Genomic DNA, 13,931 nt, shown 5'->3' on the forward strand with positions numbered 1-13,931 from the left:
ATCATGGGCGGCACCGGCGTCATTGACCATTTTCTTGAGGTCTTCACCCGCTACATCGACAGCGGATTCGGGCTACTCAGCGGCGAAGTCGCCTTCATCGCCACCACCCTGATCGTCATCGACGTGACGCTGGCGGCGCTGTTCTGGAGCTGGGGCGCCGACGACGACATCATGGCCCGCCTGGTGAAGAAGACGCTGTTCGTCGGCGTGTTCGCCTACATCATCGGTAATTGGAACAACCTCGCCCGGATCATTTTCGAGAGCTTCGCCGGCCTCGGCCTGAAGGCTAGCGGCACCGGGTTCACCACGGCCGACCTCTTGCGCCCTGGCAAGGTCGCTCAGACCGGGCTCGACGCCGGACGGCCGCTGCTCGATTCCATCTCCAGCCTCATGGGCTACTGGTCGTTCTTCGAGAACTTCATCCAGATCGCCTGCATGTTCCTGGCCTGGGCGCTGGTGCTGCTCGCTTTTTTCATCCTCGCCATCCAGCTCTTCGTCACGCTCATCGAGTTCAAGCTGACGACGCTCGCCGGCTTCGTGCTGATCCCGTTCGGCCTGTTCGGCAAGTCGGCCTTCATGGCCGAACGCGTGCTCGGCAACGTCATCTCCTCCGGCATCAAGGTGCTGGTGCTGGCCGTCATCATCGGCATCGGCTCGACGCTCTTCTCAGAATTCACATCCGGTTTCGGCGGCCAGAACCCGACAATCGACGAAGCGATGGCGATCGTGCTCGCCGCGCTGTCGCTGCTCGGCCTCGGTATCTTCGGTCCCGGTATTGCAAGCGGCATCGTCTCCGGTGGTCCCCAGCTCAGCGCCGGAGCAGCAGTCGGCACTGGCCTGGCCGCAGGCGGCATGGTCGCGCTCGGCGCTGGCGCCGTCGGCGCCGCTGCGTCGGGTGGTGCTGCGCTGGCCGGTGGTGCCGCCGCCGCCGCTCGTGGCGGTGCTGCGATCGCCGGCGGCGCGTCCACCGCTTACAGCCTTGGCTCAGCCGGGCAGGCCGGCGCGGTCGGTGTCGCTTCCGGTCTCGGCGGGGTCGTGCGTGCCGGCGGCAGCGCCGCCGTCTCACCTCTGCGTCGCGCCGCATCGCGTGCCGCCGAAAGCATGCGCTCAAGCTTCAACGCTGGCGGCAAGGCCGCCTTTGAGGCGACAGGCGGCACTTCCACCATGGGCTCGATCGGCGGTGACGCGGCCGGTGATGGCGCCGCTGCCGCCGGTTCCGCGAACGCCGGCGGTCCGCCGGCCTGGGCGCAGCGGATGCGCCGATCCCAGCACGTGACCCATGCCGTCCAGGCCACGGCCCATGCCGTCCGCTCCGGCGACGCCCACGGCGGCGGCTCTTCCATCAATCTTTCCGAAGGCGATCGCTGATGTTCAAACGACCCTCTACCCATTATGGCAAGGCCCCCGAGCCGGCGACGCCCTATCAACGCGCCACCCAGGTCTGGGATGAGCGCATCGGCGCCTCGCGCGTGCAGGCCAAGAACTGGCGGCTCATGGCGTTCGGCTCGCTGATCCTATCGGCCGGGTTCGCCATCGCGCTCGTCGTGCAGTCAGCACGCGGGACGATCGTACCCTGGGTGGTCCAAGTCGATCGCATCGGTCAGGCGCAGGCCGTCGCGCCCGCCGAGGCCGACTATCGTCCGACCGATCCGCAGATTGCCTTCCACCTAGCGCGCTTCATCGAGCAGGTCCGGAGCATTCCGGCCGATGCGATCATCGTCCGGCAGAACTGGCTGCGCGCCTACGACTTCACGACTGACCGCGGCGCCATGGCGCTCAATGACTACGCCCGCTCCAACGACCCCTTTACACGGGTCGGCCGGCAGCAGGTCGCTGTCGACGTCTCCAGCGTCATCCGCGCGTCCCCGGACAGCTTCCGCGTCGCCTGGGTCGAGCGCCGATACGAAAATGGCCAGCTCGCCGAGACCACGCGCTGGACCGCGATCCTGACGATCGTCGTGCAGATCCCCCGAAACGCCGACCGGCTCAGGGCGAACCCGCTCGGCATCTACGTCAACGCCATCAACTGGTCACGGGAGCTTGGGCAATGAAGCCGTATTTCCGTAAAGCCGGAAACCCGGCTTCACACACACACGTACTCCCGGCTCTCCGTAGAGCCGCATTCCCGGTCGTTCTGCTAGCGGCGACCGCGCTCGCGGGCTGCGCGACCACCAATCCGCCGCCGGAGATTTCCTACGACAATGCGGCTCCGGCGGTGCAGACCGTCGATCCACCCGCGCCGGTCACCGTGGTCGAGCTGCCCCGGCCGCTGCCGCTGCCTGGCCAATTGCAGCGTGTGGAGGAGACGCGGCGTGCCCCGGAGCCTTCTAATCCGACCGCTCGCGTCAACCAGGCAAACGAGGCGGCACGAGTCCAGCCGGTGCGCGACGGCTTCATTAACTCGATGCAGGTCTACCCGTGGACTCAAGGGGCGCTTTATCAAGTCTATACCGCCGTCGGGCAGATCACCGACATCGCGCTCCAACCCGGGGAGCAGCTTGTCGGCGCAGGCCCGGTGGCCGCCGGCGACACAGTGCGCTGGATCATCGGCGACACCGAGAGCGGATCGGGGGCAACGCGCCAGATCCACATCCTAGTAAAGCCCACCCGCGCCGACCTGATGACAAACCTCGTCATCAACACCAACATGCGCACCTATCACATGGAGCTGCGCTCGACAGAGCGCACCTATATGGCGTCGGTCTCATGGCAGTATCCGCAAGACCAGCTCATTGCGCTGCGCCGTCAGAACGCCGAGGCGCAGGCGGCCCAGCCGGTGGCGAGCGGCGTCGATCTCGCGAACGTCAACTTCCGCTATGCGATCGAGGGCGACCGTGCGCCGTGGCGGCCGCTGCGCGCCTTCGACGACGGACGCCAGGTCTTTATCGAGTTTCCGCGCGGCATCGGTCAGGGCGAGATGCCGCCACTCTTCGTCGTCGGCCCCGAGGGCAACACCTCTGAGCTCGTGAACTATCGCGTTCGCGGCCACCACATGATCGTTGATCGTCTGTTCGCGGCTGCCGAACTTCGCTTCGGCTCCGGCCGCGAGCAGAAGCGCGTCAGGATCGTCCGCACAGACGGGAGGCCGACCTCGTGAGCGAGAACCCGCCCCGGATTGAGGAAGTGCCGGACGACGATGCGCAGCCCCTGACCGGCGAGCCGGTCGGGCCTGCGCCGATGCGGCTGCGGGCCGAACCGCCCCGCGTCACCCGGTTGTCGCGGAAGGTTCTCGCCGGCCTCGGTCTTGTCGCCAGCGTCGGGCTCGGAGGTGCGCTGATCTACGCGCTTCAGACCCGCGACGCCGGTCGGCCGAACGACGAACTCTATTCGACCGAGAACCGCTCGACCGCTGACGGACTGGCCGGCCTGCCGCGAGATTACAGTGGCGTGCCACAGCTCGGTCCCCCTCTTCCCGGTGACCTCGGCCGGCCGATCCTTAGTACCCAGGATCGCGGACAGCCGGTGCCCACACCCGGGACGGCCACGCCCAATCCCGGCATCAGCCCGGAAGAGCAGCGCCGCCTTCAGGAAATCGAGACCGCGCGCACCAGCCGTCTCTTCTCCGGATCGGAAAGCCGGGGCACACCCGCTGCTGCGGGAGCTGCCCCAGCGCTCGCGCCGGTGCCGGATTTGGCGAGCATTGGCCTCGCTCCGCCGCCCGCCACGCCCTCGGCGCAGGACCGGCAGAACGCGTTTCTGAACGCCGCGGCCGATCGCAGGACGGTTGCGCCCGATCGCGTCGCTGCGCCAGTATCGCCGAACGTCCTTCAGGCGGGAGCAGTGATATCCGCGGCGCTGATCACCGGCATCCGATCCGATCTACCCGGCCAGATCACCGCGCAGGTCACCGAAAACATCTACGACAGCCCAACCGGCCGTATCTTGCTTGTGCCGCAAGGCACTCGTGTGGTCGGGCAGTACGACAACAACGTGCAGTTCGGCCAGAGCCGAGTCCTGCTCGTCTGGACTCGGCTCGTCTTCCCGAACGGGCGCTCGATCGTTCTCGAGCGCCAGCCTGGTGCTGACGCTGAAGGGTTCGCCGGGCTGCAGGATGGCGTCGATTACCATTGGTGGGATCTGGCCAAGGCTGCGGGATTGTCGACACTGCTGAGCGTCGGCGCCGAACTCGCGGTCGACAACGACGATCAGCTCGTTCAGGCGATCCGGAACGGTGGGCAGGACACCATCAACGACGCAGGGCAGCAGATTGTGAGGCGTCAGCTCAACGTCGCGCCCACGATCACTATTCGGCCCGGATTTCCCGTGCGCGTTATCGTGACGCGAGACTTGGTACTGGAGCCATATGGAGGTTGATGATGTCGAAGCTTAAGCTAGGCCCCATCGCGGACGACAAGCCGCTTAAGGTACAGGTCGAGCTACCTGCAGCTCTCCACCAGGACCTTGTTGACTACGCCCACCTATTGGGCCGAGAGCAAGGTCAGTCCGCTGTTGACCCAGCTCGGTTAATCGTCCCGATGTTACAACGGTTCATCGCGACAGACCGTGGCTTCGCCAAAGCCAGGCGAACGTTGACGCCGGGGAGCGCCGATTAATCCGTGGTCCCCGCTCTAGAGGGGGTGTCGAAACACTTCAGCAGCAGCGGCAGAGTCGGGTTGTCGTTGTCACTGGAAGAAATTATAGCGGCCGTCGGCGCCCGCGCCGATGGGAGCGGGATCAACGCGATATCCGGCCGGTAGATCACGCTGGTGATGGTCAAGCCGAAGCCCTGTTCGACCATCGTCAGCAGGGTTTCTCGGCTGACTTGTTGGATCGAGAGTTGAACCGCTCCGTCTCCGGCGCCCACCATGCGCCGGAGTATGCCAGCGAGCTCACGCCCAGCGCCATCCGAGCGAACGAGGAAGACTTCGTCACAAATGTCCTCCCACGACAGCTGTGGCCGTGCTGCCAACTCGTGAAGCGGGGACAATGCCACGAACAGATCTGGTTCGCAGAGACGTCGAACTTGGAACTGAGGGCTCTTGCTCGCACTCAGGCTGATTGCTGCGTCCAGTAATCCGCGCTTCACCCCCAAAGTGTTTTCTTCTGAAGTGCCTTCCTCAAGCTTTACCTCGATCGTCGGATGTCTATTTCTGAATGCCGAGAGAATGTTGATGATCGGGCACGCCGGGAACGCTTCAAGCATTCCAAACCTCACGAGCCCGGTCTTGAGTTTCCGCGCGGAGCGGATCTCCGTTGCGGCGTTACGAAGGTAGCGCGCTCCCACCACCGCTTGTTGAAGGAAGCGCTCACCTTCTGGAGTCAGCCCTGCCCCCGCTCGCGTACGCTTGAAGAGAGAAAAGCCAAGTTGGCGCTCAAACAGCTGCACACGTCGGCTGACGGTGGATTGCGATATCGATAGGCGCTCCGCCGCTCGGCGGAAGCTGCCGGCCTCGGCGACCTGAACGGCGTACTTCAGGTATCGGAGATCAAGAGTCAGGTCGGGCATGAGACCCGTCCGATCATACCGGCGGTCTCATCGGCGAACCGCCTGCGCCCGGTGAGCGGCACCCATGCACGTCCACTTTCATCGAGCCCACCCCCGCTAGCGCCTGGGGAACGAGCACGTCCGTTGATCTCAGATGTGGAATCCGAGCTGAGCCCCTCAATGAGCATGACCATGTCCGAATCTGTCATAGATGCATGCGGCGGTCATACATTTTCACACGCTTGAAGTCTATGCGCGAAGCATATATTCTTGCGGTATGGAGCCTGAGGTCGCCAAGTACCATTTAGGTGCACTCGCGTTGGCGGTTGCAGACAGCATCGCCAGTGTCTCGGCCTCGTTTTCACCAAGCGGCCCGGGGACCGCCGTGATGGTGTTACTCAGCATGGAGCCCGGACTGCCGATCAGCGTTTTGGCTACCTCGATCGGGCTTTCTCATGCCGGGACGGTGCGATTGATCGATAGGCTCGAGCGCGAACAGTTGGTGGAACGACGAAGACAAATCACCGACAGGCGGGCGCGCTTCATTCACCTCACCAATTCGGGGAAGAAGATAACGGACGCCTTGCTCAAGGCACGGGAGCAGGTGATCTCCGAATGTATTTCGCCCCTGTCGCCCAATGACCTCGACATTCTAGGCATGCTGTCGGAGCGGCTCCTTGTGGCAAACGGCTTCGACAAAGATGGCTCGGTCAGCCTTTGCCATCTGTGCGGCTACAGCAGGATCGCGCCTTCCCGTGGTAAAGCTAAGCCGGGGCGCTCGCCACGCTGGAACGTCGCATCAGAAGGCTGACGATATGATCAGGCAGGCTTGAAATAATGGGATCGTTTGCGCTCGAACTTCTTCTATGCGTACTTGCCTTCGGGTTCGGATATGCGGCGAACCAAGGCGGAACCTGTTTAGTGGTGGCCGCTCATGAGTTACACAGAAGACAGCCGCCGAAAATGTTCGTCGGATTTCTCGCAGCGTCGGCAGCGGCAGGCCTGGTTGCGGTCCCGATAGTCTGGACGGGAACACTGGGCGCAACACTCGCACCCTCGACCAGCATCAATTTCCTCCTGCTCATCGGCGCCATCGCCTTCGGCCTCGGCGCACTCATTAATGACACATGCCTGCTCGGATCGCTGGCGCGGCTTGGGGATGGGGAGATGCGACTTCTAGCTCTACCCTTGGGATTAACGATTGGTATCTTGGTTGCCGACCATGGCAGGTTCGGCTACGATTCAACATGGCCAAGCTTAATCTCCAAACCGAGCGCAACAGGCCTCGTTACTCTCCTAGCCTTCCTAGTTGTGCTCGTGCTGGCACTCGTTTTCGTTTCCACGAAGAGCGTTCTGCGAACAAAGCCGGGTTGGTCGTTCGGCGCTTCGATGATTGGACTCGGTATCACTGGCGGACTTCTATATGCACTCTCGCCGGCCTGGACCTTCGCAGACGTGATTCAACGCGCCCTTCCTCTCAGAATGTCGCCGGCCGGCGAGGTCGCGCTCACTGCGGTGATCTCTTCGATCGCAGGCGCCCTAACCGCCTCCTTTCGCCAAGGCAATCTGCGTCTCCAACTGCCGACAGCCAATGGCATTCTGCGATCTATCGTCGGCGGCACATTGATGGGTATCGGCATCGCGCTCATACCCGGCGGGAATGATGGGTTGATCCTCGCAGCGGTTCCGACTCTTTCACCTGGTGGGATAGTCGCCTACCTTCTGATGACGACGACAATCGTCTTCGGATTTGCAGCGCGTGGTAAGTTATTCCGGCGCTGCCTTTCACGGCCATGATAAGGGCAACAGAGGACTTGCCCTCCTGACATGAGCATTTATCCCGACCGGGAATATCGGCTGACTAGCTCGTATGCCTTTGCAGGCCCTTGGACCATGATGACCACTTCAAAGGCCGCCGGCCCCAGAATCCTGTAGGTTGCATGGTAGGTGTCGTCTCCGCAGGCATAGACGCCACTCGCTTCCAACCCGGTATCCGTCCGCGAGAAACTCAAGCTGAGGAACTGCGTCCCGATATGAGGTCCGTCTGCGAACTCGACGACAACACTGTCCTCGCTCAAGCGATAGCGATACTGCCGGCACGCGGAGAATACTCTGCCATCTGCCAGTGTGAGAATGCCGCTCTCTCGATAAGCGAGCGCGCCTTCGCCGAAACGGGCGAAGACCGCGTCGCCATGCAGCTGAGCGCCTCCGGGCTCGATATCGCGACGGAGCATCCATGCCCCGCGGAGGTTCTGCAGGATTTGCACGCCGCCGTCACGAGAGGACCACAGTCACGAGGGCACAAGCGCCCCTCTGTGGCGGACCGAAGCACGCAGCAGCACGAGGGACGCCGCTAGCAGAACTGCGTCCTTCAGTAGAAACTGCCCTGGTGCAGCCGAAATCGCAGGAAAGCCGCCGGCAGTCTGCTCCGCGACACCTGGAGTGGTGATGAAAAAGGTCAGCGTGATCAGATAGGTCGCTGCTGACATTAGTGCGCCTAGCGCAGAGAAGAGTGGACGAAATGCACCAAGGATCAGAACGAGACCGGTCGATAACTCGATAACGCCGATGAAATAGCTTTGCCCCTGCGTCCCGAACATGCCGAGCCAATTCATGATCGGGCTGTGTTCGATAAACGGGGCGATACCATAGGCCTCGTACGCTGTGAACTTCATCGCGCCGAACCACAGAAATACGATCACGAGAGCCCATCTAAGCAGGCCAAGATCCCTCCGACCGTGCTCGGGGACAAGAAATTCATAACGGTCGAAAATGCTCACCTAAAATTCCTCAACAGTGGTCCCGTGGGAACGTCACGAACGTCGTCTACGTGCTTCGGGCAGGCGTTGCAGTATATGCGCGACGCATATACTAATAAGCGAGATATGTCGAGCGGCTGGTTCGCGCTTCGCTGCCTCACGAAGCCATCCTCATCGGCGATGCCTTTACCCAGCAAACGCGCGACCTTTGCGGGATTTTGACTTGATGGGGCTGGCGCTCCGGGTGGGCCTATAGCCCGTTGGCAAACGTCCAGCCTGTACGGATGGACGCGGCCCTGGACGAGATAACCATGCCCACCGAAATCGTAGCAGCGATCGCCGCAATCCCCGACGTCGTGGAGCACGGACTGTTCCTCAATGGGATTGATACAATCGTGATCGCGCGCGGTGACACGATGGAAGTGCGACGCCGGGGGCAAGCTAGGTCTCGCTGATCTGCACCTGCGCGGCCTGGATGACAGCGCTGACGCGGAGTGATTCTCGGGCGCGACCTACGGCGATTCCGAGCGAAAAGGCTTGCCCTATAGCCGCCAGGTATCAACGGTTCCGCGGCCTTAACGAGCCGGACCCGTTTTTTTCGGCGCGCTCGATCAGTCGAAATCCTCCGAAACCCTTCTAAAACAGGACATTTTCCACAAGCCGCGCGGAGGAAGAGGACCACGGTATGGCTTGCTGTCTATGCTCCGCGCACATATAGATGTGGCAATGGATGGACCTCGAGATCGAAACATTTTCGGGGCGTTCGCACTCATGATCAGCGACGACATCGTTCGCGCTAGTTCATCGCGGGCGCCGGAAGCTGGACCCGCCGCCTCAGCGCTGGCGTTGCTCGCGCACAAGCCCGGGCTCTCGATCCGTATGCTTGCGATCGGGGTGGGCCTTTCACATGCTGGAACTGTTCGCCTGGTGGATAGATTGGTAAGCGAGGGATTGATCGAGCGTAGGGAGCATTCGACAGACGGGCGCGCGCGATCCCTCTATCTTACTCCAACTGGCAAGGTCGCGAGCGACGAGGTCCTGGCCTCGCGCGATCAAGTGATTGCCGAAGGGCTATCGATCCTTAATCCAGACGAACTGAAAACCTTATCGGACATCGCTGAACGCGTTCTCCGAAATCGCTTGGAAAACCTCGAGCAGTCATACCGCATCTGCCGCTTGTGCTGCTACGAGGGCTGCACGAACTGCCCCGTCGATGCCGAATTGCATGAGCGAGGTGTGGACCGCGAGAAGAACGACGACGCGTAGGAGACTCGCAATTGCGGCAGCTCAACGCTGCTCAGATGGCGGGGCTTCATAATGTCAGCGAGCCTACCATCAGCCGCATTCTTTTGGCTACGCGTCAAGCCGGCCGATCGGGCATGGCGGTCTCATTCTAATATGTCGGTGATCGCCCCACTTTTAGCCGCTCAATTGATCGGAACGCGGTTTCGGAAGCGGCCGTTCAAACCACTCGCTGCATTCCCATTTCTCTATGTCCGATAGGTAGTTTCGGGGAAAAGCAGTCGGGAACAGGTTTCGGGAACGCATGCTCCGGCAGGAGCGCAGCGCGCGTCCCAAACGCGTTTTCCCGGTAGAGCTTCCCAATCGGCAAAGTGCGGGCCACCTCAGACTGCGAACGCGAAAAACCGCCTGGCTGGTCACTCAAGGCAGGGTAACGACGATTTTCGCTGCGGATACACCCGCCTTCAGGGCTTCCAAGGCAGCCTGGAGCATTTCAAGGCCCTGGCCCACGATCTTCGCCGGAGGGGCGGGGACGAACGTGCGCGCCGCGAGAGCCTGCGGCAGGAATTCGCGGTAGATCATTGGACCAACCTCGTCATCCTTGAGGCTCGTCCCGGAGATGTGCGTCGCCTCGACTCCAAATGAACGCTCGTCGGGCGGGGCCAGCGTCGCTGCCACCCGGCGCGAGCCCTCGCATCTCGCAACTACGGCAAAACAGTCTTTCATGTGACCGGTCGCGTGAAGCGTTCCAGCGAGACTGCGCCCGCGCATTGCCTCAATCACGTCTTCCACAATGGCTGGACTCGAGTGGTCAAGAACCTCGCTTGCACCCAGCTCCTTCAACAGGCCGACGTTGCGCGCCGAAGCGGTGGCGACGCACCTGTAGCCCGACGCCACCGCGAGCTGGATGGCGTTGCAGCCAACGCTCGACGATCCACCCCAGACCAGAACGACCTCTGGACGCGCGGTCGGCGAGTGTAACGGTGGCGCGAGAGCCAACTGTGTCCGTCCGTAGAGCCCGCTTGCGGCGGTGCCAAGGCCAAGCGGGAGGACTGCCGCATCAGCGAAGGCAATGTTGTTGGGGATCGGCGCCGCCATGTGGTCCAGCACGATCGTGTGGTGCTGGAACGCACCCTGCGCAGGTTGATTTACGGTTGTCCCGACCGCCTGTCCGATGACTCGATCGCCGACCTTGAACCGCTCGACCGCGCCACCGACCGCCGCGACCTCACCGGAGACGTCGCTGCCGAGAATCGCGGGATAGTCGAGCCATGGCAAAAGCGCGACGTCCTGCAGAATCCAGTCGAGTGGGTTGATCGCGATGGCCGCGTTGCGGATCAATATCTCGTTCGCCGCCAGATGCGGCAGAGCGGTGACACCGATCCTCAGTGGCTGCCCCGGCGCTTTCTGCCAGGCGGCCTGATTAGTCACGGTTTCGGTCATCATCAACTCTTTCTGTCAAGTATTACAGCTGGGCGTTCGTCTGAGCGGTCCAACCGCCAGGTCGGGCGCACGAAGTGGCAGCTATAGCCCCCAGGATAGCGCACCAGGTATTCTTGGTGCTCTGGCTCCGCCTCCCAAAAGGGTTCTTCTGGGTTGATCTCCGACACGACCGGGCCTGGCCAGCTTCCTGATGCCTCGATTTCCGCGATGGTTGTGAGGGCGACTTCCTTCTGCACTTCGGTGGTGTAGAAAATCGCCGATCGATAGCTCGGACCGACATCGCTGCCTTGTTGCTCGTAGGTCGTGGGGTCATGTATCTGGAAGAAGAGTTCCAAGAGCGAGCGATAGGCGAGAACGGAAGGGTCGAAGGTCACTTCCACTGCTTCCGCATGGCCGTAATGTCTCGCGTAGGTCGGATCAGGCATTTCTCCGCCTGTGTAACCGACACGCGTCGAAATGACTCCCCTGGCTCGGCGCAGCAAATCCTCCATGCCCCAGAAGCAGCCGCCTGCGAGAATTGCTCGCTCTGTCGCGGCCGCCCTATTGCCGGTAGGCGATTGGCTCACAGTCCGTTCGCCCTCCTCCGTGTGCGCCACGGTCAAGCCAGCCTCGCGGGATCCGCAGCCTGACTGGCGCTCAAGAGCTCGGTCTGCACGTCCGAACCCCGGATGAGACTCAGATCGACGGGACACCGATCAGCGATCGCGAGGATCCGAGCGCGCTGATCATCACTCAGCGGCCCATCGAGGACAATGGTGCGGGTGAACCGGTCGGGTGGCATCATGTCCGGCACCTTCTCGTGCTGCACGGTCGTGCTCGCCCGTTCGAGCGGAAAGCCCTTGCGGTTCGCATAGAGACGCATCGTCATCACCGTGCAGGCTGCGAGGCCGGCAGATACGAGCTCGTAGGGAGATAGTCCGGTCCCGAGGCCACCGACCGATGCTGGCTCGTCGGCGAACAGAGTGTGCTCGCCGCTGCGGACCTTGAGCTGGAACGTCCCTGCAAGAGTTTCGGTGGCGACGACGCCCTCCGCAACCTCGACCTGCGGAAGATCCGCCGTGAGTGGTGGGAGAAAGCGGCTCGCCCAAACCGCCACCATGGCCGCAGCGTAGTTCGCGTCCGCGACGTCGGTGAGAAGGTGATCCGCGTTGTCGAGCGAGATGAAGCTTTTAGGGTGCCTGGACGCGACGAAGATGCGCGACGCGTGGTCGATGCCGACCACCTGATCCAGCGGAGAGTGCATGACCAGCACCGGCCGTCGCAGGGAGGCAATGGCCTTCTCGACGTCGATCCCCTCAACCGCCTCAAGGAACCCTCGGCGAATGAGGAAGGGCCTACCGGCGATCTCCACCGAGGCCTCGCCCTCGCTCGCGATGGTGTCCAGATCATTCGGTCCGAAGAGCCGCAAGATATGCTGAAGGTCGGCCGGCGCACCAATCGTCGCCACCGCCGCAATATCAGGCAACTCGGCCGCGGCTACGATCGCAGCGGTGCCACCCAGGCTGTGCCCGACAAGGAGGGAGGGTGACATACCCGCCGCCGCCATCGCCTTTGCGGCAGCCCTAAGGTCCTCGACGTCCGACGCGAAACTCACAGGTTCCCCCGACCCACCGCTGATCCCGGTTCCGGCGAAATCGAACCTCAAGACCCCGATGCCCGCACGCGACAGCGCGCGCGAGATGTAAACGGCGGCGCGACTGTCTTTCCCGCAGGTGAAGCAGTGGGCGAAGATCGCCCAGCCCCGCGGCGTTCCCTCTGGCGGTTCGAGGTGCCCGGAAAGCTGAGAGCCAGCTCCACTCGCAAACGTGAATGTTGTTTCTGCCATGTCCATCAAACCTCCAGCTCGCGGCTTGGCGGTTGCGCTCTCAGAACCTTCGACGGAGCTGAGCGGAGCGCACCGCCAACCGGTAATCGTCATCTCAGGCTATCATTTATATGTCTGGCGCATCATATAGACAAGCCCCTATACCATGATTATATGCGCCAAGCATACTTCTGCGACCTGCTTTCCAAAGGCGGTCTCACGGAAGAGGTATCAGTCAGGCGCGTGGGCCAAAGGACTATGGAACTCAATCAAGTCAGCTATTTCATCAACTTGGCCGAGACGCTGAATTTCACAGCGGCCGCTCGCTTGAGCGGTGTGTCACAGCCAAGTCTGACCCGCGCGATCCGCCGCTTGGAAGATGAGCTTGGCGGGCCGCTGATCTATCGCGACGGGAAGAACAGCCGCCTGACTGGCCTTGGCCATGACGTCGAGGCAGAATTCCGGCGCATGGTGGTCGCGATGAAGAGCGTTCGCAATCACTCGGAGCACTGGGCGATGGGGGGGCACCGCGTGCTGGATGTCGCCGTCGCGCCCACCGTCGGACCAAAGGAATTTACGGCATTCTTCGAGAGCGCATTGGCGGAGATGCCATCCATCGAAATCAAGCTGCACTCGCTCCAGTCGAACGAGGACACATCGGAGGTGCTTTCAGGAAAATACCACGCGTGCATCATGCCGCGTGAAACAAGACCGGAACGCAAGCTGGATGTGCATCCTCTATTTCGGGAGCGCTTCGTGCTCGGCTGTTCTGCAAACCATCCCTTGGCTGCCAACGAGATCGTGCGCGGCGAAGACCTGCTCGAGTTTCCTTTCGTCGATCGCCTGAAATGCGAGTTTCGCGATCGGATCCTCGATCACTTCGCGCGACGGGACTTGCTCATGCGACCTCGCTTTCGATCAGATCGCGAGGACTGGGTGCAACGGGTCGTCGCTGACGGCCACGCCATATGCATTCTTCCGGAACGATCGCCGACCGTGCAAGGCCTCGTCACTCGGCCGATCGACGGATTTGTCTTGGAGCGCGAAGTCGTGATCGCGACAGTATCCGGCTCCACGGCAACGGTCGAGATACGGAACATCGCGCAGCTGGCAGCCCGGTATGAGTGGAACTGAATCACGACGTGAAGAGCTTCGGCGCTATGGAAACTATACGCGCAGCGTATTGGATAAATCTGGGGCGCACTGCTATAGTCGGCGCAATGACTGCAAAGATAAATGACAGTGTGTCGAGCTCTCT

Annotated in this window: 15 protein-coding genes; 9 read left to right on the forward strand and 6 right to left on the reverse strand. The window is 62.1% G+C overall.

Going from position 1 to position 13,931, the window contains the following annotated elements; translation table 11 throughout:
- Positions 1-3: 3 nt before the first annotated feature.
- From trbL to C2U30_RS14140, 5 genes are read left to right on the forward strand one after another with little or no spacing between them, the layout of a single operon-like run.
- The gene (gene trbL / locus C2U30_RS14120) at positions 4-1,368 is read left to right on the forward strand and encodes a P-type conjugative transfer protein TrbL (protein ID WP_103243967.1); all 1,365 of its coding nucleotides are present in this window, start codon (positions 4-6) and stop codon (positions 1,366-1,368) included.
- Positions 1,368-2,051 carry a conjugal transfer protein TrbF gene (gene trbF, locus C2U30_RS14125; protein ID WP_103243968.1) on the forward strand — a complete coding sequence of 228 codons (684 nt, stop codon included), beginning with the start codon at positions 1,368-1,370 and terminating at the stop codon, positions 2,049-2,051. Before trbL ends, trbF begins: the two co-directional genes overlap by 1 nt.
- Positions 2,048-3,097 (forward strand): P-type conjugative transfer protein TrbG, encoded by a 1,050-nt coding sequence (gene trbG / locus C2U30_RS14130; RefSeq protein ID WP_011191356.1) that lies wholly within the window; start codon positions 2,048-2,050, stop codon positions 3,095-3,097. Before trbF ends, trbG begins: the two co-directional genes overlap by 4 nt.
- Entirely contained in the window at positions 3,094-4,314 is a 1,221-nt protein-coding gene (locus tag C2U30_RS14135) for a TrbI/VirB10 family protein (protein ID WP_103243969.1), read from the forward strand. Before trbG ends, C2U30_RS14135 begins: the two co-directional genes overlap by 4 nt.
- Before the next feature lie 2 nt (positions 4,315-4,316).
- Positions 4,317-4,553, forward strand: a complete 237-nt coding sequence (locus tag C2U30_RS14140; RefSeq protein ID WP_026227538.1) for a DUF2274 domain-containing protein — start codon at positions 4,317-4,319, stop codon at positions 4,551-4,553.
- Here the strand turns inward: C2U30_RS14140 and C2U30_RS14145 are convergent.
- Complete coding sequence (locus C2U30_RS14145) at positions 4,550-5,446, reverse strand: LysR family transcriptional regulator (protein ID WP_103243970.1); 897 nt, start codon at positions 5,444-5,446, stop codon at positions 4,550-4,552. The two genes, C2U30_RS14140 and C2U30_RS14145, sit on opposite strands and share 4 nt — an antisense overlap.
- 382 nt (positions 5,447-5,828) lie before the next feature.
- Between C2U30_RS14145 and C2U30_RS14150 the strand changes: the two genes are divergently transcribed.
- Together C2U30_RS14150 and C2U30_RS14155 are read left to right on the forward strand one after the other, a co-directional pair.
- The gene (locus tag C2U30_RS14150; RefSeq protein WP_231082216.1) at positions 5,829-6,236 is read left to right on the forward strand and encodes a MarR family winged helix-turn-helix transcriptional regulator; all 408 of its coding nucleotides are present in this window, start codon (positions 5,829-5,831) and stop codon (positions 6,234-6,236) included.
- Positions 6,237-6,262: 26 nt separating this feature from the next.
- The gene (locus C2U30_RS14155) at positions 6,263-7,222 is read left to right on the forward strand and encodes a YeeE/YedE thiosulfate transporter family protein (RefSeq protein ID WP_103243971.1); all 960 of its coding nucleotides are present in this window, start codon (positions 6,263-6,265) and stop codon (positions 7,220-7,222) included.
- Positions 7,223-7,260: 38 nt separating this feature from the next.
- Here the strand turns inward: C2U30_RS14155 and C2U30_RS14160 are convergent, their stop codons facing one another.
- The gene (locus C2U30_RS14160) at positions 7,261-7,659 is read right to left on the reverse strand and encodes a DUF6314 family protein (RefSeq protein ID WP_181014770.1); all 399 of its coding nucleotides are present in this window, start codon (positions 7,657-7,659) and stop codon (positions 7,261-7,263) included.
- A gap of 57 nt (positions 7,660-7,716) precedes the next feature.
- The gene (locus C2U30_RS14165) at positions 7,717-8,205 is read right to left on the reverse strand and encodes a YkgB family protein (RefSeq protein ID WP_018429614.1); all 489 of its coding nucleotides are present in this window, start codon (positions 8,203-8,205) and stop codon (positions 7,717-7,719) included.
- A gap of 750 nt (positions 8,206-8,955) precedes the next feature.
- On the opposite strand from C2U30_RS14165, the gene C2U30_RS14175 reads away from it, so the two are divergent.
- Positions 8,956-9,450 (forward strand): MarR family winged helix-turn-helix transcriptional regulator, encoded by a 495-nt coding sequence (locus C2U30_RS14175; RefSeq protein ID WP_004099028.1) that lies wholly within the window; start codon positions 8,956-8,958, stop codon positions 9,448-9,450.
- 396 nt (positions 9,451-9,846) lie between these two features.
- Here C2U30_RS14175 and C2U30_RS14180 read toward each other — a convergent pair whose 3' ends face one another.
- From C2U30_RS14180 to C2U30_RS14190, 3 genes are all read right to left on the reverse strand, one after another.
- On the reverse strand, positions 9,847-10,872 hold the full coding sequence (locus C2U30_RS14180) for a zinc-binding alcohol dehydrogenase family protein (RefSeq protein WP_004357654.1): 1,026 nt from the start codon (positions 10,870-10,872) through the stop codon (positions 9,847-9,849).
- Complete coding sequence (gene msrA / locus C2U30_RS14185) at positions 10,872-11,360, reverse strand: peptide-methionine (S)-S-oxide reductase MsrA (RefSeq protein WP_045269765.1); 489 nt, start codon at positions 11,358-11,360, stop codon at positions 10,872-10,874. The genes C2U30_RS14180 and msrA overlap by 1 nt, the downstream gene beginning before the upstream one ends.
- A gap of 107 nt (positions 11,361-11,467) precedes the next feature.
- Positions 11,468-12,700 carry a bifunctional alpha/beta hydrolase/OsmC family protein gene (locus C2U30_RS14190; protein ID WP_103243973.1) on the reverse strand — a complete coding sequence of 411 codons (1,233 nt, stop codon included), beginning with the start codon at positions 12,698-12,700 and terminating at the stop codon, positions 11,468-11,470.
- Between the two features lie 231 nt (positions 12,701-12,931).
- On the opposite strand from C2U30_RS14190, the gene C2U30_RS14195 reads away from it, so the two are divergent.
- Positions 12,932-13,807, forward strand: a complete 876-nt coding sequence (locus C2U30_RS14195; protein WP_011191349.1) for a LysR family transcriptional regulator — start codon at positions 12,932-12,934, stop codon at positions 13,805-13,807.
- Positions 13,808-13,931: the final 124 nt, after the last annotated feature.

It is taken from the genome of Aeromonas sp. ASNIH5, assembly GCF_002902865.1.
In the GTDB taxonomy this organism is placed as follows: Bacteria; Pseudomonadota; Gammaproteobacteria; order Enterobacterales; family Aeromonadaceae; genus Aeromonas; species Aeromonas caviae.